The organism is Asticcacaulis sp. YBE204 (assembly GCF_000495855.1).
Classification (GTDB): Bacteria; Pseudomonadota; Alphaproteobacteria; order Caulobacterales; family Caulobacteraceae; genus Asticcacaulis.
On sequence record NZ_AWGF01000005.1, the window covers coordinates 103,919 to 123,662 of the forward strand.

A 19,744-nucleotide genomic window follows, 5' to 3' on the forward strand; every position below is an offset into this window, starting at 1 on the left:
ACTCGCCCAGCACGGCCTGACAACCGACGCTTATCGTCCTCGGTCCGGCCCGCTCCTGAACCTTGCCTGCAGGGCTACTGCCAGACGCCGATCTTCCCGATCCTCAGAACGGCTGAGCGCATCGATCAACGAAGATTGATCTGATCTGAAATTGACCGGCGACTTCACACGGTCGCCCCTTCCCGCTCCCTCACCTGTCCGCGCGCGTTGCTTCAGCGTCCCGATCGCGACCCCCCGATCACCTTGCTGGCGTAGTTGCCGCAAACTGGCGACCGCTTCCACACCATGATCTCCCAAAGCTCGTGCGAAGCTCTCTCGCCAACGGGCAAGATCCGCCTTTCGCGGGTTGAGCCGCACGCCTCGGTCGGAACGCGCCTTCACGACCAGATGGACGTGTGGGTGTCGCGCCGGCGTGGGGTCCGGGTCCGTGTCGAAAGTGTGGAGGGCCATCGCATACTGATGGTCGCGAAAATGCTCGGCGGCGAAGTCGCACGCCGCCCGCTTGAGTGCGACCTCGTCCGTGCCCTCGGGCATCGACAGCACGATGTTGAACGCCTCCCTAACCCGCCCCTCTTCCGGCACCGGATAACCACCATTTTGCCAACTGTGGCGGAGCGCGCCGATGTCGGCATGATCTGTGGTCACGAGCCCATCCTGATCTTCAAGTGAGATTTGGCCGTTGCGTGAGATGTAGTCGAAATGCGCCTTTATCTGCCGCATGCCCGTTCCGCCGCCCGATATCTTCACCATGACCTCTGGCACACGACGAGCGACCGCGCTGAGTTTTTGACGGGCACGACTTGCACTCGGCTTCGCACCGCCAGACGGCGCAGACGTCGACCGCTTTATCACCAGTCCCGTGGGGCCGCACTCGATCTTGCCCCGTCGGCGGCGGACGTCCTCGGTATTGAATGGCCGACTGTCCCAATCGCGCAAAATCCGGTCGACATCTTCCCGCTTCATTTAACACTCCATCGCTCAAGATTACTGGCTACCAGCCGCGAGACATGCGCGGTGTGAACGGAAATTTGCTGCCGGATGGTGTCGATGGAACTGACCTCTGGTATCTCTGAACTGTGCCCGTTGAGAACGCGATTGAGGTGATGTAGCTGACGTCCGATCAATGCCAATTGCCGGTTGGATTCGGTCAAGGCCTGAAGCTCCGCCGCGCCGAACTGCGGCGTGCCCGTCAGCCTCGAACGCACCACAGCCGCCAGCCATTTCGATACCGAGAAGCCGTCGGCCTCAGCTATCGACATAACCCGCGCAAGCTCCGAGGGCGTCATCGCAATCTCGCGCCGCTCGCTTGCGCGTTCGGGTGAATGAACCTGGACGGCCGCATTTCGAAGCGGCCTTTTTACCGCCTTGTCACTCAGGTGTTCGCAGACCAGATCGCGCATTGCCACGGATGGCCTAACCCCCTTTGCGTGACACCAGTCGAGCCATGCCTGACGATGCGTAAGAAGATCAACGGCGATAAGGCTGGTGCGCTTCTTACGGGGTGAGGGTTCAGAAATCTCGTGCATTTCAAAAATCGCGCAGGTTGCTTTGATGACAACTTACAGTAATACATTTTCCGGCGAAAGCCTATCCTGCATCTAGCCAAAACACGCCATTTTGAATCACGATTTTTCCATTCTCGAACAAACCAAAAACGCGTACCGGCGCAAGCAAAGCGAACCCGCGCCGGTACACCGCTTACCCCCAATTCGGGGCGGGTGGGCGGGCGCAAAAAAGCCGCGCGCCACTGTCAAGGCGCGCGACCGTCCAGACCGTCAGTCGAACCTCTCGATGGCAAAAAAATAGCCCCGGTCATCGACCAGGGCACTTCAAACGCCGCTCCGTTCGGACCGCTCGGACCGCTGTCCAGTGCGCCCGCGTCTCCAATTTGCGGGCGGCACGTTCCGCGTCCCACTTCGCTATAAGCGCGTCGCACTCGGCGTCTAATTCCGCAAAACGGGGATCCATTCCATAGGGCAACCGAACCGTATGTGCTTTACCATAAACGACCATCTCATCCACTCCTCTGAAGGCATCATTGCCGCCCGCAGGGGAGCCGATCGGGGCCCCCGGCAGTCACCGAGGGAGGGCCTCTTCGAGGCCCGAATGAAGGGAACGGCGTAGCCGTTGACTTCCGGGGTGATCGGCTACACTGACGGCGCAATGAGGCAGAGAGAAGGTGGCGCGCGACCAGCGCGCCACACCGTCCAGACACCCCTGGAAAATCCGACCTGTGCGGTGAATATAATCCGCCGACCGAAGCCGGCGGACGTGGACGCGCACCTGAGAAAGCTCAGACGCGCTCGCTCGATGCCCTCTTCCGCCCTGCGCTCAATGCCCTATTGTTCGTTCAGATCGGCGAGATAGTCGGCATCGCACGAACCGAATTCAAACATCCCGCAGATGATCAGGTCGTCGTCATCGATCTTAGGCCGTCATGTCCTCCAGATTGCCGTCGTCCCCAGAGCCACCGAATGGAACGACGACACGAGTCAGACCCGCTTCACGCAGGGCGGCTAGGATCGTGTCGCGATTGGCTGTGGCGAGGGCCTGCCACCTCGACGTGCGTGCGTCTTCCGGGACGGCGGCGGGATCGTGTTTTCAGGGACGGACAAAGGCGGCTCTCCTTTCATGATAATGAGCGCCTGCCTCGGCCCTCCCCTTTTCTCTGGTCAAAAAGGAAGACCCGGCCTGAGCCGGGTCACCTCTGCACGTCAGAACGGAATTTCGTCGTCGAGATCCGAACCCGATGCCTGACCGGTCGAGGCTTCAGAACCCGGCTTCTTCTTCGCCAGATTGAAACGGATGTCCGACGCAAAGACCTCGACCTGCGTTCCCTTGGTTCCGTCGTTGCGCTCGTAGGTATTGATGCTCAGGGCGCCATTGATGATCAGTTGGTCACCGACATCGACGTGTTTGTCGATCAGGCTGATCAGGTGCGGCGACGTCGTCTTGACCGTGTACCAGTCGGTCTCTTCGACGGTCTGGCCCTTCGACTTGAACCGGCGGGTGACAGCCGCGGAGAAGCTGGAAATCTGACGGCCATCGGCGAAGGTGCGAATGGCATCGATACGACCGACATTGGCGACGAGGGTGGTGAAAGCGGCAGTGGACATGGTAACCTCCGTGAAGCTCTGCCCTCGGGGCCGATCCCCTTGGGCTGCGGGCGCGCCCGCTATCATGCGCAAGGTCACCCCCCGCCCAAAGGCCGGGACGCACCCGAAGGGCCGAAACGCAGTGAAGGAGGGCTTGCCCTTGCGACGCGACCAGGCGGGAGGAGATTGGCGCATCGAGATTGCGTCGCGCCTTAGCCGGGGATGCTCAGGTGAGGTTCGGAGGTTGCCACCACGGCCTTCAGCGTCCTGACGATGCCGGTTGCTTGACCCGCCCCGCCCGGCCCGGTCCGTTAACGAGCCTGCCTCTGTGGCACAAATATAGGCGCTCACCCGGACAGCCACGCTTTGACGGCACGACTGAACCACTGTCGCGACGACGTTCAGCAATCCGGTGCCGGCGCGGAATATGCTTGATCACCAGACCCGTCGTATTGTCCGGAAGATGCCGCAGGACAAAGGCCGCCGCCATCGCTGGCCGATGTAGCTGCCGTCACTCGCCGACAGACGCCTCGTAGAGTGCCACGGCCAGCATTGACCGTTCAACGTCGCGCATGTGCCGACGGTGACAGTCGAGCCCAGCGATTTCGATCTCAAAAGCGAAGCCGCGGGTTTCGAACAGTCGACCGATCAGGTGGGACGAAGCCTGTGCAAATCTCCATAGCTGGCGTGAACAAAGCCTCTTCCCACCCGTCGGGGCTTCGATTCCTCACCACAGGCCGCCGCGCAAGCGCGGCAACCGGCGGGGAACGGCTTGCCCGTTGACGGATCGGGTGACAGGTAGGATGGAGAGGACAATGACGCCCCTCCATCGTTGCCCGCCGCAGATAGCGAAGCGGCGGCGCGGCCTTCCGAGATAGCGTCGAGGAAGCCCGCCCGAAGCGCGAGGCCCTCCGATCCTCAATCGATGGCCTGGTAGATCTTGACCGCCTCGGGATGATCGACGGCATAGGCGTAAAGCCGGGCGTAGTTCTCGGTGAACACCGCAGTCGCATCGTCTGAGAACGAAAGATGCGATAAGGTGAACAATGTGACGATGATCCCCGCGGCCTCGGGCGAGACTTCACTGGCAAACCCGTTGCCGTGCCACTTCATTGCCAGCGGCTCGGTACGACGTGGTGCCATGAACCCGCCTCCGTTGCTGAGGGTGTAAAAGTCCCACAAACCGCCGGTATATTCGGGGGCCATCTCAGTCATGAAGGCGTAGACGACGGCCTCGGCCTTCATGAACCAACGGCCGAACAGTTTCGGCAGGGCGTTGGGCCGCGCCTCCTCGGCGACAGGGGTGGCGAAAATGGGAATGCAATGGGCAGTCTCGGGTACATCGGACGACATGGTGGGCTCCTTGGTTGGGGTTAATGTCGTCCCTTCGTCCCTCCCCTTTTCTTTATTCGCCCGCGTCAGGGTGTATGCGCGCTTCGACAGCCCCGACAGACGATAGAGGCCACCATTCTCCAGCGAGGCATAAACCAGCTGCCGCCGCCCATAGCGGTGCACGGCCTGAAACCGCGTCAGCTTGGCTCCATCGGTAAACCGCAATGCCTCGGCCAACTCGACAATATCGCCCTCCGACGGTCGCGGCTTACGCCGCTGCGCCGCCGTTGTCGCTAGGTTGGTTCGGCAATCGGCACGCCAGCACACCGCATATTCGTGCTGCGTGGGGGTCAGGAGTTCGAGGATGACGCTAGGACACCGCCGCTCACAAGGGCCAACCGTCTCGTCCATCTCCTTGCACCCGAAGACATAGTCTTCGCGGTTTTTCGGTGTGTGACGGAACAAGGTGACGACGGCAAAGACGATGCGTGCCCCGTCTATTCTCGAAATCCGTTCGACCGCAGCATAGTAGACGCGTCCGACAACCGACGATCTAAGGACGCGATTGTCGGCCTGGTCGTTCGACCAGGTGAATTCAGCGTCGAGAAACGCCTTCGGTGTGCGATGCCCGCCCATCGTCATGTGGAAGGTCCATCCCATGATCGCCTCCTCACGCCACGATTTTCAGGGTTTCGAACATCGACTCGATCCAGCTATCGGTCGACATCCGGTGAATCTCGGTCGGGGTGACGAAAGCGGCCCAGCCGCCGAACCCATCGGGACGCATCTTGGTGCAGGTGTAGGCCCCATTGACCGTGAAGAAGGATCGGGTCGTTGAGCGACGCAGGACATCCTGAAGAATGAGGATGTAGGCGTTCTCCGTCAGGTGCGTGTCGAAGTCGAATTCGGTATCATCGGTTTCTTCTGCATTTGTCGGGATTTCGGTCAGCCACTGATCGACGACCGACTGAAGCTGGCTGTCATAGCCCGTGCTATTCTGATGGGCCGTGCGCAATTCGTTTATGGCGACCTGAACTAGGCTGTTCACACCTGTTTCGATACAGAGATAGAGCCCATCGCCGTTCAGCGCCACATCGACCATGTGGCTTAACAAGAGCGCTTCGAGCGGACTGAGATCGGCGATGGGGACGTCAGGCTGGATAACAGCCGTGGAATGATAGTCGGCCATGGGATGCTCCTTCATCAAGTGGCATCCCGCCTGTCCCTCCCCTCTTCTTTGTAGTTGCCACTAGGTGGCGAGCTTCAACGCTCCGCACGCTGTCTTCAGCCTTTCGTGGTCGACAATTTCATCGCCGGTGATCAGGCCCGCCCAACCGCCGTGGCCGTCGGGTCGCATCTTGTTGCGGGTATTAGACCCCTTGACGGTGACAGGGGTGAGCGCCGGCAATCGGCGAACAATGTCCTGAAGCATCAGCGCATAACCCTCCTCGATGCTTTTCGGGGAGAAGGCGAACTCTGTATCGACGTCGTCCGCCGTCGGATCGCAGGCCTTAAACATCTCAGCAATGAAGGGCTATAGTTGGCTCGTAAAGGCGAGCCCCATGTTTGATTATCCCAGACGGGAAACCGAGACGCCGGCGGAAGCGCTGGATGGGGATACTGTCATCGGCGCGCTTTGACTAAGCCGGCTGTTCCGTAAGCAATATCCGGACCTATACGGATTTTTCGAGCGGACGCGAAATCGGTAGGAAAACCCGATTAAAGCTCAGGTCCCAGAGACTGAGTCTCGCCCCGGCAAACCCGGGGCGATGAGCCGCAGGCTTATTTCTTCCGCGTCACCGACACAACGCGCAAGCCCATTTCACGCGCCTTTTGAGCGATATTAGCCGCTGGACCGAAGGCATCGGTGACCTCACCGTCTAGCGAATGATCCAGCGTCAACACCAACACGGGATCCAGCGCCATCATCTCGTCATTGGCCTTGAAGGGGGCAGCACGGCGATGACGGTCGAAATCGGCCTTGGCCAGCACCACGGGCATTTTCTTGTCGCGCGCCCATTTGATGGCAATCTGTTCAGCCCCGTGATTGCCGCTCGTGGCCAGACGCATCTGCGGATACTGCGACAGGGCCCAGTTCAGGGCATCGTAGATACGGTGGGCATCCATAGCCGACTTGGCATAAGGTGAACCGCGAAACACGACGACCTGACCGCCGGGGTCCATCAGACCCTGTTCGCGCACCCGGCGCGCCTTCAGAGCGTCCTTGGCTTCGATCATGGAAAAGCAGGAAACGTGAGTCTTGGCCGAACCGCGCCACGGGGTCCAGACTTCGCCGGTCTGGGCGGTGTAGTTTTCGCCGGCGGCGTCGCGCAGAACCTCGACGATCATGATGGCGGCCTCGGCGCGATTGAAGCGAACCGTGGCGTCCTGTAACTCGACGTCCTTGATCTCGGAGCCGTCGAAGTCGCGTTGCAGGCGGCGCATATCGTTCTGGGCGCGGTCGGCTTCCCGCTGAAGACGGAGCGCGGCGGAATGAAAGCCGCCGATCAGACCCTCCATAATGAGGGGCAACTGGTCTTGGAGGGCGGTGTTGAGGAAGGTGTCCAGAACTTCGGTAGAAATGGCCAAACCCAGGTGTTCGATTTCGGATTGGACCGGATGGGGCAGCTCGCAGGTGGCGGCTTCACAGATAGCGTCGTAGCGGGAAAGCGAAGAAGAAAAAGCGGTCATGGCGGATGTCCTTGAAAGAGAGAATCGGTTGTCCGGAGAGGCGCCCAACGGGCTTGCCTCTGCCCCGAGACCGACGCGGGGCTTTGCGCGGGCAAGGGCGCGCAGCGCCCGGCCTGACCCTTGCCCGCTCTAAAAGCCTTGCGTCATCGGTGGCAGGCTGAAGGCAAGTCGATGGCCCGCCTCTGCCAACGGCTTTGACCCGACATCCGCTGGCCGCACACTGAGCGACCGAAACAGCCGAACCCTTCTCGCCCCCCTCCCTCCTCAAAAACGAACCGACTGACCAAAATTTGTATATAAATTCTGGTCGGCTCACGGATCGAACGTGCAAAAACTAAAGCCGCGTTTGCGAGATATGGGCAAATTTTGCGAGATCGCGTAATTTTTGCGAGATTGACAGGAAAACTTGCGATATTGGGCTCTTTTTTTTGCGAGATCGATATCCCAAGAGAGCACCCCGAATGGCAAAGGCCAACCGTTCGATGACGTAAACAAACGCGTGTCGCGCCTCGCGGCCAACATCCCGTTGATCAAGAACAACTTGTCGCCGCTCGCGTTTAACGATGTGGCGGTAGATGTCCACGCGGCAGGCACGCTTGGCGTTTATGAGCTCAACGATAACAGCCTCTTGAGAGACGTTTTCCTGTGGGCGTACGAAAGATCGGCGTCGAGATACAAGGCCGTCAGGCAGTCGCTGGGCGAGCCCGATCCCGTCAGACTACAATATCGTCTGCAACTGAGAGAGATCGTCACGGACGTGATACAGGAGAAGGTGACGCCACAGGCCGCGGTCGAATTTGTGGAGACATTCGCCGCCTCCGCCATCCCGGAGGCGGATCGAGATGTTTTCACTGAGATGGTGCTGGTCGAGCTGAACAGTCTGCACGATGGCAATTTCGCCCGATACAGCGTCAGACCCTCGCAGTTTGCCGACTGGCTGACTGCATGGAAGCGTTGAATTATTAAAGAACCTCGATGACATACGCGACGACCCGATTGAAGCGCAAACCGGCGACGAGGCGCGTCCGCCTCAACGCTTTCGCGCGGCGGCCTTGGCGACCCGAATGTAATGGGGTGGCAGCACACCGAGCTTGGGCAAGGGCGTATTCGGCATAATGCTCGGCGCTTTGCTTACCCAGTCGGTATTGAACGGGATCTGGACCTGATGCGCCATGTCGAACTTGGTCCGGACGCTCAACCCGGTCAGGTCGAAATTGGCATCGGTCGGGTCGATTACAAACTCGGTAGGATATATCTGATCGGTTTTCTGGCTGGTGCCATAGGCGACGACCACTGCCTTGAACTCAGCGGCCACCGCCAGAACCAGCGCCGGTCGCGGCTGCGGCCCAGGCACACCGACGGTTTCAGGAAAATGGCACCAGATGAGATCACCTGGTGCCGGAAGCGACGCGAAATACCTGGCCACGGATCAGAACAATCGGTCGGCGAATTTATCCGAGGGTATTTCCGAAACCGGACTGGCGGCCTTGATGGCTTCAAGCTGAACTTCAGTCAGCGGCCCATCATCCAGCTCGTATCGCGGCAAGAAGCGATCCGCGAATTGTCGGAGTGCCAGGTGGACAATCTCCGTCTTGGTCAGGCCCATATATTCGGTCAGCCGATCGATCGTCGCCGGCGTCACACTCGTAGGCGTGTCCTGGTTGCGCAAGCGCACCAGAAATGACCCGCCGGCCTTTTCCGCATGTACGGCCATATACCCACTCCTCTTCCCTGACTGGCCAGTTGACGAAGCCCGTCGTCACTATAGAGCTATGAATAATGATATGTTTTGTATATCATATGGCGCTTAAAATCAAGTTGATCTGACCTTGCGATACCACGCGACGCGCTCGTCACGCGGACAATTCGCCAGCCGCAACAACAAATCGCCATGACAGGCCGCCGGCGCGCAAAAGCAGAGGAGATCGCGCCCGCGAAGTTCGTCCAACGCCCTCAACAGATCAACCTGCTCGCATAGCCAGCGCTCGTGCTTGGCAATAACCGCTGCACGATCACCGTCGGCACCGACCCGAAACGGATTGCCCCACTTAGAGCCGCGTCCGATATAGACGGCGTCTGCCGACGCGTTGCTATGATGTTTGTTGAGTACCTTGCACATGGTCTGTCCTCCTGATCAATTGCGGCATCAGGGGCAGGCGTCGAGTCGGGCGGTCACGCGCCCTGCGCGGCAACGGCCTGCCCGTTGACCGACCGACAGCGTCTGCCAAACCAAAGCCGCATGCGATCAGGCAGGCAAGGCCCAAGAGCCTCACCCGCAAAAAATCGAACATGCCGAGTCACGCCGCAATCTGATCGTCGGCGCAACCGCAGGCGAGGATCAAATCGCACGCCGCCTGCGCCTTACCGGCGGCCTTCAACAGTTCGCCCGGTTTGTCGCGCAGCATCGACACCCAGGACGACAGATAGGCGACGTGGTTGTGGAAGACGGCCTCCGACGGCGCCAGGCCCAGATGCAATGACACCAGATGAGAGGTCAGTTCCGCCACCAGTTCCTCCCGCGCGTACGCCTCGCGGACTCCGTCTGTCTTGAAGCGATCAAGCCGCGAAGAATGTCCGGTCGCGTGGGCAAACTCATGCAGCAGCGTCGCGACATAGTCGGCATCGGTATCGAAGGCGGTTCGCGGCGGCATCTGGATGCGGTCGGTCGCGGGATAATAGCAAGCCCGGTCGCCACCGACCGACACCGGCGTCGGGAACCGCGCCATGATGCGCTCGATGGCCGGATCGAGCGCAATATCGGGTTCTGGCGCCAACGCCACCGGAAAAAAGCGCTCCGGCAAGCCGTCGATCTGACAGGCGTTGAAGACGGCGTAGGATTTGAGAAAGCGCAAAATGCGATCCGGATCGCGGTCATAACTGCCGGCGCTCGCGCCGTCTCCGGCCTCACCCTCGCATGGCACGACGCGGGTCTTGTAAAGGATGGCAGGCGAACCGCGCTCGCCCTTGCGCACACAGCTGTCAAGCGCCAGCGCCTGCTGGAAGGTCAGCCAGTAGGGCGAACTATAGCCGTGCGCCATCTGAATGGTCGACAACAGGATAGCATTCATCCCGGAAAAAGTCTCGCCAGTCGAGCGGCGGGGCAGAACGCCGCCGCTGCTGGTCTTCCAGGGCTTGCGCCAAGGCGCGGTGCCCTTAGCCATTTCATTGATGATCGAGGCGATGGCGGTATCGAGGAGGGTCGGTTTGGCGGCAGACATGCGGAAATCTCCTATGTTCACCCCGAACCATTCGGGGCTCGCCAAACCCGCCCTCCCCTTTCCTTTTCTCACTCGGCGGGCAACACCTCCTGCGCCGGATAGCTGCGCATCACCGCCGACAGCACATCGACATCGGGTACGAAAGTCCGCGCCACGTGATTGACGATCTCGACGAAGCAGCCCAGTTCGCGCAACCGGCGCGTCTCCGACAGGTCTGGGCTCACCACCTCCAGCCGCGCGCGGTTCATCAGCACTGAGCGTTTCAGGCGCAGGCCCGCAAACAGCCTGACGATCCCGGCCCCGTCCATGACAAGGTCACGCGCCTCGGTCGGTGACGGCAGAGTTCCACCCGTTCTCGCCACGCCCAGGGTCTTTAGCAGCGCGGCGGCATCGCCCTCCTTCAGGGTCCGGCCGAGCCAGGTCTGACCGTCCGGCCCATGCAGGCGTTTGACGAAGCAGCTACTCGTCGGCAGGTGCTTCCAGATCGGCAGCAGAAGACCCGTGACCAGATTGAGCTGCGAATGGACAAACGGATCGAGACCGCTCACCTCTTCGTCCCAAGCGGTCCGCCATTGTGCCTCATCAACGACCTGCCAATTGCTCTCGGCGAAACTGGTCTGAAACACCATCTCCGAGGCCTGCGGACGATGCAGGCGCACGGCGGGGAAGAGGTTGTCGTCTTCGCCGGCCGCGGTCAGACCGTGCTCTAGCAGGGCGGCCTTGCCGGACTTGGCATTCCACACGTAGTCCCAGCGCGTGCGCGGCCAATGGGACACCCGCTCCAGCATGTCTGCCACCGACGCGATGCGCCGGCGCTCTGACACCTTGAAGCGCAGCAAACGGGTCTGCGCCCCGGTGACGTCGGTGCGGATAACGATCTCGTCCTGCAACTCCAGAGCCGCCGGGACCACATCCTCAACACCCTTGTCGAGCTGTCCCGACGCCTCGGCGCGTTCGACGATGGCCCGCAGCCGGGTCTCGAAATCGTCGAACAGGGCGTTCTGATCGGCTATTCTTAAAGCCAGAAGCCGGTTGAGAAAGGTATGTAGCGGCGGCAGGTCGTCCGCCTCCTTCAGCACACCGTCAGACGTCCGCAAGGACAGGGCCGTCTTGCGCTCGAAGGTCTCGATGTCCATGCACTCGACCTTGCCTTTGTACATTGCGCCATAGAAGGCCTGCAGTGCGCGGCGCGCCCACTCGTTTTCCAGATTGTCTTCCGGGCGGAACAGGCCGTTGCCGCCTGAACGTCTCTCGCCTTTTGTGAGCGCACCGAGCGAATCCAGCCGACGGGCGATGGTCGACAAGAACCGCTTTTCTCCCTTGATGTTGGTCATCACCGGCCGGAAGCACGGGGCCGACACCTGATTGGATCGGTGGGTACGTCCGATGCCTTGAATGGCATTGTCAGCCCGCCAGCCCGCCTCGACGAGGTAATGACGACGCAGACGCTGATTGCCGCATGCGCGGTCGGCGTGGTAGCTGCGCCCTGTCCCGCCCGCCTGACTGAAGGCAAGGATACGCTTGCGGTCGGACATGAAGTCGTCGGTATCGGTCTTTGACGCGGTCGAGGGGCGTCGCTCCAGCACCAGACGGTCGTCTTTGCGGATTACCCGGCGCGACCGGCCGGTGATTTCCGACAGTCGATCCGGCCCGAAGTGATGTAGCAGTGCGTCAAGCGCGCCCGGCACACCCGGCAGCAGAGCCAGTGACAGGACCAGCTCGTCGCGCAGGGCCAGCGCCTCCTGGGAGTGTACGGCATTGCCCGATGAATCCTTGAGCGGAACCATGATCTCATTGCCGTTGTCGTCGGTCGTCGAGACCATGGCGGTCGTCGGGAAGGCGTTTTCGAGATATTCCGTCACCGTATCGCGGGGCGTGAGATCGATAGTCAGGTCGTTCCACTCGGACGGCGAGACGGCATCAAGACGACGATCGAGGACAGACTGGTTGGTGCTGACGAGCTGGACGACGCAGGCATGGCCGTTGGCCACGTCTTCCTCGATGGCGCGAATGACCGACGGCGCCTTAAAGCCGCAGAGAAGCGCGTTGAAAAAGCGCTGGGCCGTCGAGGCAAAAGCGGATTTGGCTGTCGCCCTGGCCATGGAGGACTGACACTCGCCATCTTTGGTCACCCCGATGGCTTTGAGCGCCTTGTCGAGGTGGGCATGGATGATCTCGAAGGCGGCGGCCCAGGCGTCCCATATTTCGATATCGGATGGAGTCAGTTCATGCAGCAGCGGCTCGACGGTCAGGCCGTCAAAGGAGAGCATGCGGGCGGTGTAGAGCCCCTGCGCCTTCAATTCCCTGGCGATGAGTTCCATCACCGCCACGCCGCCGGACTCGGCCGCCTTCAGAAAGTCGTCCCGGGACAGGAATGGCGCTTCGACGGAACCCCACAGGCCGAGACGGCAGGCATAACCGAGATTGTCAGGCGTCGTCGCACCGGTCGCCGACACGTAAAGGACGCGGGCCTTTGGCAGTCGATATTGCAGCAGCAATCCCGCCAGACCTTGCTGAGACGGCTTCTTGACGCCACGATTGCCCTTGCCGCCAGCGGCATTGGCCAACTCATGCGCCTCGTCAAAGACCAGGACCCCATCGAAGTCCTCGCCGAGCCAATCGACGATCTGGTCGAGGCGGGATTTCTTCTCCTGACGTCCGGCCACGCGCAAGGTGGCGTAGGTGGAAAACAGGATGCCCTTGTCCGCGCGAATGGCCTGGCCGAGCTTGTAGGTCGATTGTGGGATCATGTCATTGACCGACCCGCCGAGAGCCGTCCAGTCGCGACGCGCATCCTCTAGCAGGGCATCGTTCTTCGACAACCAGACGGCCTTATCCCGCCCTTGAGCGACGTTATCGGCGATGATCGCGGAGATTTGTCTACCCTTGCCGACGCCGGTACCATCGCCGACGAAATAGCCCTTGCGAAGCTGGAAGCCGCCGGGATGCTCGGCCGAAACCGGCCCATAACCGGTCTTGGCCTCGTTCAGCGCCCAGAAACCCGGCAGAATGTCCTGATGCGCCTGACCGGCGTAAATGACGGTCTCCATCTGCGCATCGGACAACTCCCGCTCAATAACCGACTGAGGCAGACGTGGGTGGTAGGTAGGTTCCGGTAGGGCCACCGACCCCATGGCGGCGGATTCGACCAGAGGCGACGGATGCGGCACCGCATGCAGCAGGGCCAGCCGCGAGACGCGATAGCCGCTATAGACCCCGACATCCGCTCCGGCCCCGCCCCAGGGCGTGACGTCGTAGGCCACCTCCGCCGTTTCTTTGAGGAAGGCAAAGCGTGTCGATCCGATAACCCGCAGCCCGGACCCCGCAGCCACGCCTCCCAACGGGGACGCTGTGCGGAAAACACGCGCCTTGGCCGTCAGACGCGCCGGAAGCGCCACGACCTCTTCGACCGCAGCCTCGAGAGTCTCGGTCAGAGCGACAGGGGGCATACCGACCTCAGGCGCGGCGCGATCGAACACCAGCAGTCCCGTATCTACCGAGGTGCCGTGACGGTCGAAGCTTCCCGACGGCAGCACAATAGCGGCCTGAATTCTGAAAATGCGCGCCAGACGTTGGCCGACATCCGAGGTGAATAGCGACGCCGGAACGACGGCCACGCAGCGACCACCATCGGCGAGCGCCTTACCGGCGGCGAGGAGATGCGCTTCGAGGTGCTGAAACGGGGGATTCATCACCACGGCATCGACAGAACCGGACACTGGCAGACGGTCGTGGACGGTCGCGCCATCGATGCGGGCGCGGGTCGCCGTCGGAAACAGACCGTCGAGCAAATCGGCGCGATGCCCTGCGATTTCATTGAGGTGCAGCACACCTCCGCAGACCTCGGCCAGAATAGCCAGAAGCCCCGTGCCGGCTGAAGGTTCCAAAACCACGTCTCCCGGCCGGATCTGAGCGGCCAGCGCACACAGGGCGGCGATTTCCGGCGGGGTCGAGAACTGATCGAGCGCAATCTGTTCTTCGCTGCGGCGACTGTGAGTCAGGCCCAGATCATTCAGCGCCTTTAGCGTCTGCACCACGCCCATGGACGCATCTTCCAGCCGCGACAGCGGCGCGGCCATTTTGCGGATATGCAGAACCTGTGCGGCCTCAATGGCGTCATAGGCGTCCTTCCAGGCCCAGGCACCGGAGGTATCGTCGGCCATGAAGGCAAAGGACAAGGCATCGCGCACCAGGGTGCGGTCGAGACGGCGATTGCGGCCCAGCAGGTTGGCCAGAGCCCGCGCGGCGGCGAGCGTGGCGGCAGCCTTGTCGGGCGTAGAGGTGAACAGAGACAGATTGAGGGACATGGGACTACTCCGGTTGAATTTCCGCCCGAACGCCTCGGGCATCCCTGCCCGCCCTCCCCTCTTCTCTCCTCCGCAAACCCAAAAAAAACGGGCTCCCGACCGAAACCGGAAGCCCGTCACACACTCAAAATCGAAATTCTACTCGGCAGCGATCGCCTCCACGGACGCTTCGGGATCGTCCGAAGCGTCATCCCCTTCCGTTTCACCGCCGTCCTCATTGTCTTCATCACCGTCGGCATCTTCGCCTTCGACGGCCTCGTCTTCGTCGACGGCCTCGACCTCTCCCTCCGGCAGTTCGGCATTCGCAAAACTGAAGGCGGAGGGCTGCCACTCCTTCCGTACCGCCGTTTCGGCCACGAAGCTCGCCAGGGCCGCCTTCTTGAACCCGGCCAGCTCTTCCACATCGCAGTCCATCGAGGCGGCATAGACCAGAAGCTGAGGTTTGGTACATTTGGCGTAGAAGGTGCCGTCAGGATACCAGTAGGTGCGCAGGTCGAAGTCGATCTCCTCGCCCACCTCCTGCAACTCGGCGCGCGCGGCGCGGCGGACGATATCCGTCCGTTCCTCGACCACGCTGACGCTGGCGGCCGTCATCTGGGCGAGCAAATCCTGAATCTGGGCGAACGGCAAGGAAGAGACCCACGGATAGGGCCGCAGACCGCTTTCCAGAAACGCCTCGCGATAGGCCAGCAGGCGATCGACGATCGCCTTATCGACGCCATCAACGGCACCGTACCCCGCCGCCTGGACATTCCTCGAACACTGCACCGCCAGGGCCCGATCAAGACCACCATTAGGACGCTCGACCAGCACCACCTGCTGGAAGAGGGTCGAAATCTGGAGCTTCAGAGCCGGCATGAAATTGTCGGCTAGGGCGCGGCGAAACCCGCGAACGGTAATGTCGGTCGCGGCGCGATGGAAGGCATGGCCCCGATCGGAGGTATCGATGACGACGGGTCGCCGCGGAATAATATCAGCTTGCGGTCGCGACGACTCACTCGTGTTTTCAGGGACCAATGCCGCGTCAGCCGCCCGCCATGCCTCGATGTCAGCGTCCATCGTGTAGAAATCGAAATCGAGGGCCTGACGGCTTCCCACCGACACCAACATGGCGCGAACCGGCATGGGGGCGAATTCGGCGGCACTGACTTCGTATTGGGCCAAAGCCAGTTCGCGCCATTGATCGAGACCCAAAGGGCTTTCCGACGCCCTCATGGCCTGAAGGGTTGCGTCTCGCACCGTCCGGGTTTCAACGATCGCGGCCTTTTCATCCTTAGAACGTTTGTAGCGATAGGGCGCATTGGCATAGATCTCTTCGAGATCGCTCTCCTCGGTCGCCGTCACGAACACGCTTAGCCCCTTTTCCTCGAACAGCGCCTTCAGGGGTTCGATCTTTTCCCGCCACAGCGTATGGGCGATATCGATATCCACGCAGGTGTCGGGCAATTCGCCGAGGAGATCAGACGTCGTCCGCCCGCCGGCGCCGCGGTACGTGTCTAGACCGACGAAATCGATTAGGGGTGACAGAGCCGACAGCCCGGCATCGTCGAGATAGTCCTGAACGAAGTAGGTGGTCAGGCGCCCGTTGGCACGCGCGTGTCCGGCCATCTTGGCCTGTTCAGTCGGCGACAGGCGCGCGATCAGTTTGAGAACCGCGAAGTCGAACAGACCATCGCGAAACGCCAGCAGCGCCTCGTTGTGCGCCTTGGCGACGCCGATGTAACGCCTCGCCACCGCCAGTTCGACGCACAGCGCGCGTGCAATCTGCTCCGGCTTGAGTTTCTGGCCCAGAAGCGCGCGAACCGCGAGGATCAGATCGGCTTGTTTTACCGGCAGGCGCGCGATGTTGGATGTGATGGCCGCGGCAGCGACCGCGTCTTTGGTTTCGCAAAGCAGGACCGGGATTTCCAGGGCCTCGTTGATGGTATCTGTGGCCAGCAGATGCCGGTACGCCAACAGACGGCGGCGGCCGTCGAGCGCCATAAAGGGCTTTTCAGACTTGGCGCCTGGACGGACCAGAAGTGGCACAAGCAAACCCGGCCCCTTCGGATCGAGGCTTTCGGCCAGATCGGGTATCTGGTCATCGGCCGGCTCGAGGTAGCGGGGGTTTTCAGGTGCGATATCGAGGTCGCCGAGACGGACGGACAGCGGCTTCAGTTGCGAAGAGGTCAAGATGGTCATGGGATCAACTCCTGACGCGCCGGGGCCCATCCCCGGTTTAAACGTCGCCCACTCCCGCCCTACCCTTTTCTCTCGCCTCAGCCTGCGCCCAACTGTTGAAGTCGTCATAGGGCTCAGGTGGCAAGCGCACATCCACCAAAAGCCCGGCTGAACGCAGCCGCGCGCTTAAGATCGCTGCTGCCGATTCTCCCGCCGGGCCCCGATCCGCGGCAATCACAAGGCTCCGCATTTCGGTGTGGGGCTGGAAGGTGCTGAGATTGTGGGCGCTAAGACAGGCGTGGCCGGGCAGCGCATAGCGCTCGCACGCCGAAAGGACGGTCATCACGCCTTCGCCGACAAGCATGTGTGGAGCGGCCGCATCAAGCGCGACCCCGGACCCCGCCGGAACTGTACCGATCAGCTTGCGCGAGGTCCGAAGGGTGAAATCCCGTCGTCCTGTGTCGGTGAGATAGGTAAGCTCGACGGCTGTAAGGCGTCCGTCGGCATCGTTTAAGCACGCGACCAGAGCAGGCCGTGTACGGCGGCATCTGGGATCATAGGCCGATAGCGGACAGGCGGGATGGTGGCGCAAAGCCCCGATCTGGTCAGCTGGCCGATTGATGGCGCGATGTTGCTTCAGGTAGTCGGCGCTTAAAGCGCCCTTCAAAGGGATCGTCTGGCGCCACAGCGCAGCGGCACGTTCACGGCGCGCGCGTGGTGCTAGAGGCTGAGAAGGTGCGGTTCGGGCACTCGGCCCGTTCAAGGGAAATCCCTGAGCGTCTATAAGACCGGACGCCTCCAGATCGGCCAGGATTTCCCGTACGGTAGCGCCACCGAAGCTGTGGACGATGACCCGTCCGGTTCTGCCGATGAGCAAGGACACAGATCGGTCCCAGACACTGTGACCTGGGGCGGGGATGAGCGCTCGCTGACCGCGCGCGTATAGATCGCCATGCTTGGCGGCCACGATATGATGGAGTGTCATGGCAAGAGGCTCCTGTTGAGAACACTCGCCCCCACCCTCACCTTTTCCTTTACGAGCTCACCTCGTGTTTTCAGGGGCGTGCATCTGTCAGGAAGCGCGCTGACCGGTGCTACCTTCGGGTCGGGCAGAGGGTTCGACATCCTTCATTGTCTATGCGAAAAAGAGCGCCCCTTTTGAAGGGCGCGTCTTTTCGCAGCGCTCGGTGCCTGGCCTATTAGCCCTTAAAAAGAGTCTTATTAAAAAAGAGGTTACAGAGTTAAACCCTGAAAAATGGGAAAAATATGATTATATAACATGTGCTTATCTTCGAGCGACGTCCCTGATAGCACGAGGGTTTCGCCCCCGATGCCACGAGCCGCCGGTCCCCGATAGTACGAGCCAAACGACACCTGAAAACACGAGCCGAAATGTAAGTTATTCACAGCCTGTGCATAAATAGTTTAACGCGCTGAAATGCTGGACTTTATTTTACATCCTGACTTGACCGTTTTCTCAATTAGAGTCCCTCTAACCCCGAATCGGCCCCTGAAAACACGAGGCGGCGCAACCGATGACCAAAAAGGCTTTGCAGCGGTACCGGCCCCTGAAAACACGATAACGGGCTCTCATAAGTCTTTAAATATGTGTGTTTTTTACCGCTTAAGTGTCGGCGGTCGAAAAGACTAGCCCGACGCCCCTAAAAACACGAGTGTGCTCGCGACTGCGACGGTTGACCTGCGGCAAGGGCCGCCCCTGAAAACACAAGATTGTACTTGAGAGAAAGTGAACGAAATCAGTATCTAAGCCAAAGACCTTGGTCCATTTGACTCCGTTGGTCGCCCGGCCCCTGAAAACACGAGTGAATCACCGAGGTAGACGCGTCCAAAACAGGTGTTTTGACGCATATCTGGCGTTTAAACCTTGGTTCGTTGATCAGTGAATCTTTCTGACTCTAAATCGAAATTTCATCCTCGTTGAAGTTTCAGTTCAGAATTGAAGAGCGGCCCCTGAAAACACGAGCGGTTCGTCAGCGTTTCGCCGTGCGCGGGGATTTCCCGCTATCTATCAATGCCTGACGTGCGTCCTCACGACCCAAACGCTCCAGACGCTCCGTATCAGCCTGCAATTTTTTGGCCTCGATCTGCACCTCCTGGATCTTGCGATCAATGAAATGGACGGCGGGCGTTCCGTCTTGCAATTCAGTCAAGGTCATCTGGTAGCGCGGCAGGTTATTCTCCTTGACGGCGCGCTTTAGCATCTCGTTGAATTTTTTAACTGAGGAGTCGCTGCCCGTTTTCATGTGCAGGGTTGGAAAACCGCAGGTCCAGCCTGCCGTCTGCGCGCCGGCATGTTTGCGGGCAATTCGGTACAGCGCCCGATCAAGACCGCTCGTGAGCATGAAGTATTCGCGATCAAGTGTCAGAACGTTGTCGGTTTTCAGAATGGCGTCGTGAATCCACATCGGCAAGGAAAGCGAAATCGACTTCACATTGGCGATTTCGTCGGGGGTATTTATGTTCCCCTCCCCCTGGAATTCGGATAACCAGCTGAAACTGGCGAACTGTTTGCCTCGCGCCCTGATATTGGTCTCGACTGACGTGTGTCGAAGTCGATTTATGGCCTCGAACAGGCGCCGATATTCCGTACCACTGACGCCGCGCGCGATACCGCGCAGAATCTCATGCGGTGTCGTGTAAATCGTTCGAGAGTCGAAATTACTGCCCCTCGCCTTCTCCGCCACGACCTTGCTGATGCACCAGATGAGGATGTCATGGTCCCAAATCGTCGCCATGCCGTAATCGGGGTGTGGCAGGACGCGAACGAAGACCTGTTTGTCGTCGCTGACATAGTCGATGGGTTTATTGCGTTTGCGTTTGGAAAGAGAGAAAAAGGGTCTCTCCATCATCGTCCGCTCCTCTTTCGGGGAATAGTCGATGATGTCCTGAACAAACAGGTCACCCATGGGATAAGGATCTG

General features: G+C 60.5%; 16 protein-coding genes and 1 pseudogene. 1 reads left to right on the forward strand and 16 read right to left on the reverse strand.

Annotation, left to right across the window (positions count from 1 at the left end):
* Nucleotides 1-30 precede the first annotated feature (30 nt).
* The 8 genes and pseudogenes from AEYBE204_RS30035 to AEYBE204_RS30060 form a co-directional block, all read right to left on the reverse strand.
* A complete protein-coding gene (locus tag AEYBE204_RS30035; protein ID WP_023462213.1) occupies nucleotides 31-963 on the reverse strand; it encodes a hypothetical protein in 933 nt (310 codons plus the stop codon).
* Nucleotides 960-1,526 (reverse strand): hypothetical protein, encoded by a 567-nt coding sequence (locus tag AEYBE204_RS30040; RefSeq protein WP_235068149.1) that lies wholly within the window; start codon nucleotides 1,524-1,526, stop codon nucleotides 960-962. Before AEYBE204_RS30040 ends, AEYBE204_RS30035 begins: the two co-directional genes overlap by 4 nt.
* Before the next feature lie 901 nt (nucleotides 1,527-2,427).
* A pseudogene (locus AEYBE204_RS41075) lies at nucleotides 2,428-2,532 on the reverse strand (DUF6878 family protein); the annotation flags it as partial.
* Nucleotides 2,533-2,714: 182 nt separating this feature from the next.
* Nucleotides 2,715-3,116, reverse strand: coding sequence for a single-stranded DNA-binding protein (locus AEYBE204_RS30045; protein ID WP_023462215.1), 402 nt, complete (start codon nucleotides 3,114-3,116; stop codon nucleotides 2,715-2,717).
* Between the two features lie 897 nt (nucleotides 3,117-4,013).
* Nucleotides 4,014-5,087, reverse strand: coding sequence for an antirestriction protein (locus tag AEYBE204_RS40705; protein WP_023462216.1), 1,074 nt, complete (start codon nucleotides 5,085-5,087; stop codon nucleotides 4,014-4,016).
* Between the two features lie 10 nt (nucleotides 5,088-5,097).
* Nucleotides 5,098-5,616 (reverse strand): hypothetical protein, encoded by a 519-nt coding sequence (locus tag AEYBE204_RS30050; protein ID WP_023462217.1) that lies wholly within the window; start codon nucleotides 5,614-5,616, stop codon nucleotides 5,098-5,100.
* Nucleotides 5,617-5,676: 60 nt separating this feature from the next.
* Nucleotides 5,677-5,946: a hypothetical protein gene (locus AEYBE204_RS30055; protein WP_023462218.1), complete on the reverse strand. Its 270-nt coding sequence runs from the start codon at nucleotides 5,944-5,946 to the stop codon at nucleotides 5,677-5,679.
* A 263-nt stretch (nucleotides 5,947-6,209) separates the two neighbouring features.
* On the reverse strand, nucleotides 6,210-7,118 hold the full coding sequence (locus tag AEYBE204_RS30060) for a DUF2493 domain-containing protein (protein ID WP_023462219.1): 909 nt from the start codon (nucleotides 7,116-7,118) through the stop codon (nucleotides 6,210-6,212).
* Nucleotides 7,119-7,617: 499 nt separating this feature from the next.
* Between AEYBE204_RS30060 and AEYBE204_RS30065 the strand changes: the two genes are divergently transcribed.
* The gene (locus AEYBE204_RS30065) at nucleotides 7,618-8,076 is read left to right on the forward strand and encodes a hypothetical protein (RefSeq protein WP_155908345.1); all 459 of its coding nucleotides are present in this window, start codon (nucleotides 7,618-7,620) and stop codon (nucleotides 8,074-8,076) included.
* A 72-nt stretch (nucleotides 8,077-8,148) separates the two neighbouring features.
* Here AEYBE204_RS30065 and AEYBE204_RS30070 read toward each other — a convergent pair whose 3' ends face one another.
* From AEYBE204_RS30070 to AEYBE204_RS30105, 8 genes are all read right to left on the reverse strand, one after another.
* A complete protein-coding gene (locus AEYBE204_RS30070) occupies nucleotides 8,149-8,544 on the reverse strand; it encodes a type II toxin-antitoxin system PemK/MazF family toxin (protein ID WP_031230499.1) in 396 nt (131 codons plus the stop codon).
* Between the two features lie 3 nt (nucleotides 8,545-8,547).
* Entirely contained in the window at nucleotides 8,548-8,832 is a 285-nt protein-coding gene (locus AEYBE204_RS30075) for a hypothetical protein (protein WP_023462222.1), read from the reverse strand.
* A gap of 99 nt (nucleotides 8,833-8,931) precedes the next feature.
* Nucleotides 8,932-9,237 (reverse strand): DUF4326 domain-containing protein, encoded by a 306-nt coding sequence (locus AEYBE204_RS30080; RefSeq protein ID WP_023462223.1) that lies wholly within the window; start codon nucleotides 9,235-9,237, stop codon nucleotides 8,932-8,934.
* A 178-nt stretch (nucleotides 9,238-9,415) separates the two neighbouring features.
* Complete coding sequence (locus AEYBE204_RS30085) at nucleotides 9,416-10,336, reverse strand: ArdC family protein (protein ID WP_023462224.1); 921 nt, start codon at nucleotides 10,334-10,336, stop codon at nucleotides 9,416-9,418.
* A gap of 68 nt (nucleotides 10,337-10,404) precedes the next feature.
* Nucleotides 10,405-14,643, reverse strand: coding sequence for a strawberry notch-like NTP hydrolase domain-containing protein (locus AEYBE204_RS30090; protein ID WP_023462225.1), 4,239 nt, complete (start codon nucleotides 14,641-14,643; stop codon nucleotides 10,405-10,407).
* A gap of 138 nt (nucleotides 14,644-14,781) precedes the next feature.
* Nucleotides 14,782-16,824: a ParB N-terminal domain-containing protein gene (locus AEYBE204_RS30095; protein WP_023462226.1), complete on the reverse strand. Its 2,043-nt coding sequence runs from the start codon at nucleotides 16,822-16,824 to the stop codon at nucleotides 14,782-14,784.
* 37 nt (nucleotides 16,825-16,861) lie between these two features.
* Nucleotides 16,862-17,686 (reverse strand): toprim domain-containing protein, encoded by an 825-nt coding sequence (locus tag AEYBE204_RS30100; RefSeq protein WP_235068152.1) that lies wholly within the window; start codon nucleotides 17,684-17,686, stop codon nucleotides 16,862-16,864.
* Nucleotides 17,687-18,794: 1,108 nt separating this feature from the next.
* Entirely contained in the window at nucleotides 18,795-19,730 is a 936-nt protein-coding gene (locus tag AEYBE204_RS30105) for a replication initiator protein A (protein ID WP_023462228.1), read from the reverse strand.
* Between the last annotated feature and the right edge of the window lie 14 nt (nucleotides 19,731-19,744).

Excerpts from the sequence above, each read along its gene's own strand:
- AEYBE204_RS30055 (WP_023462218.1), bottom strand. The coding sequence starts at position 5,946 with ATGTTTAAGGCCTGCGATCCGACGGCGGACGACGTCGATACAGAGTTC.
- AEYBE204_RS30040 (WP_235068149.1), bottom strand. The coding sequence starts at position 1,526 with ATGCACGAGATTTCTGAACCCTCACCCCGTAAGAAGCGCACCAGCCTT.
- AEYBE204_RS40705 (WP_023462216.1), bottom strand. The coding sequence starts at position 5,087 with ATGGGATGGACCTTCCACATGACGATGGGCGGGCATCGCACACCGAAG.
- AEYBE204_RS30095 (WP_023462226.1), bottom strand. The coding sequence starts at position 16,824 with ATGACCATCTTGACCTCTTCGCAACTGAAGCCGCTGTCCGTCCGTCTC.
- AEYBE204_RS30060 (WP_023462219.1), bottom strand. The coding sequence starts at position 7,118 with ATGACCGCTTTTTCTTCTTCGCTTTCCCGCTACGACGCTATCTGTGAA.
- AEYBE204_RS30035 (WP_023462213.1), bottom strand. The coding sequence starts at position 963 with ATGAAGCGGGAAGATGTCGACCGGATTTTGCGCGATTGGGACAGTCGG.
- AEYBE204_RS30075 (WP_023462222.1), bottom strand. The coding sequence starts at position 8,832 with ATGGCCGTACATGCGGAAAAGGCCGGCGGGTCATTTCTGGTGCGCTTG.
- AEYBE204_RS30085 (WP_023462224.1), bottom strand. The coding sequence starts at position 10,336 with ATGTCTGCCGCCAAACCGACCCTCCTCGATACCGCCATCGCCTCGATC.
- AEYBE204_RS30090 (WP_023462225.1), bottom strand. The coding sequence starts at position 14,643 with ATGTCCCTCAATCTGTCTCTGTTCACCTCTACGCCCGACAAGGCTGCC.
- AEYBE204_RS30105 (WP_023462228.1), bottom strand. The coding sequence starts at position 19,730 with ATGGGTGACCTGTTTGTTCAGGACATCATCGACTATTCCCCGAAAGAG.
- AEYBE204_RS30045 (WP_023462215.1), bottom strand. The coding sequence starts at position 3,116 with ATGTCCACTGCCGCTTTCACCACCCTCGTCGCCAATGTCGGTCGTATC.
- AEYBE204_RS30080 (WP_023462223.1), bottom strand. The coding sequence starts at position 9,237 with ATGTGCAAGGTACTCAACAAACATCATAGCAACGCGTCGGCAGACGCC.
- AEYBE204_RS30050 (WP_023462217.1), bottom strand. The coding sequence starts at position 5,616 with ATGGCCGACTATCATTCCACGGCTGTTATCCAGCCTGACGTCCCCATC.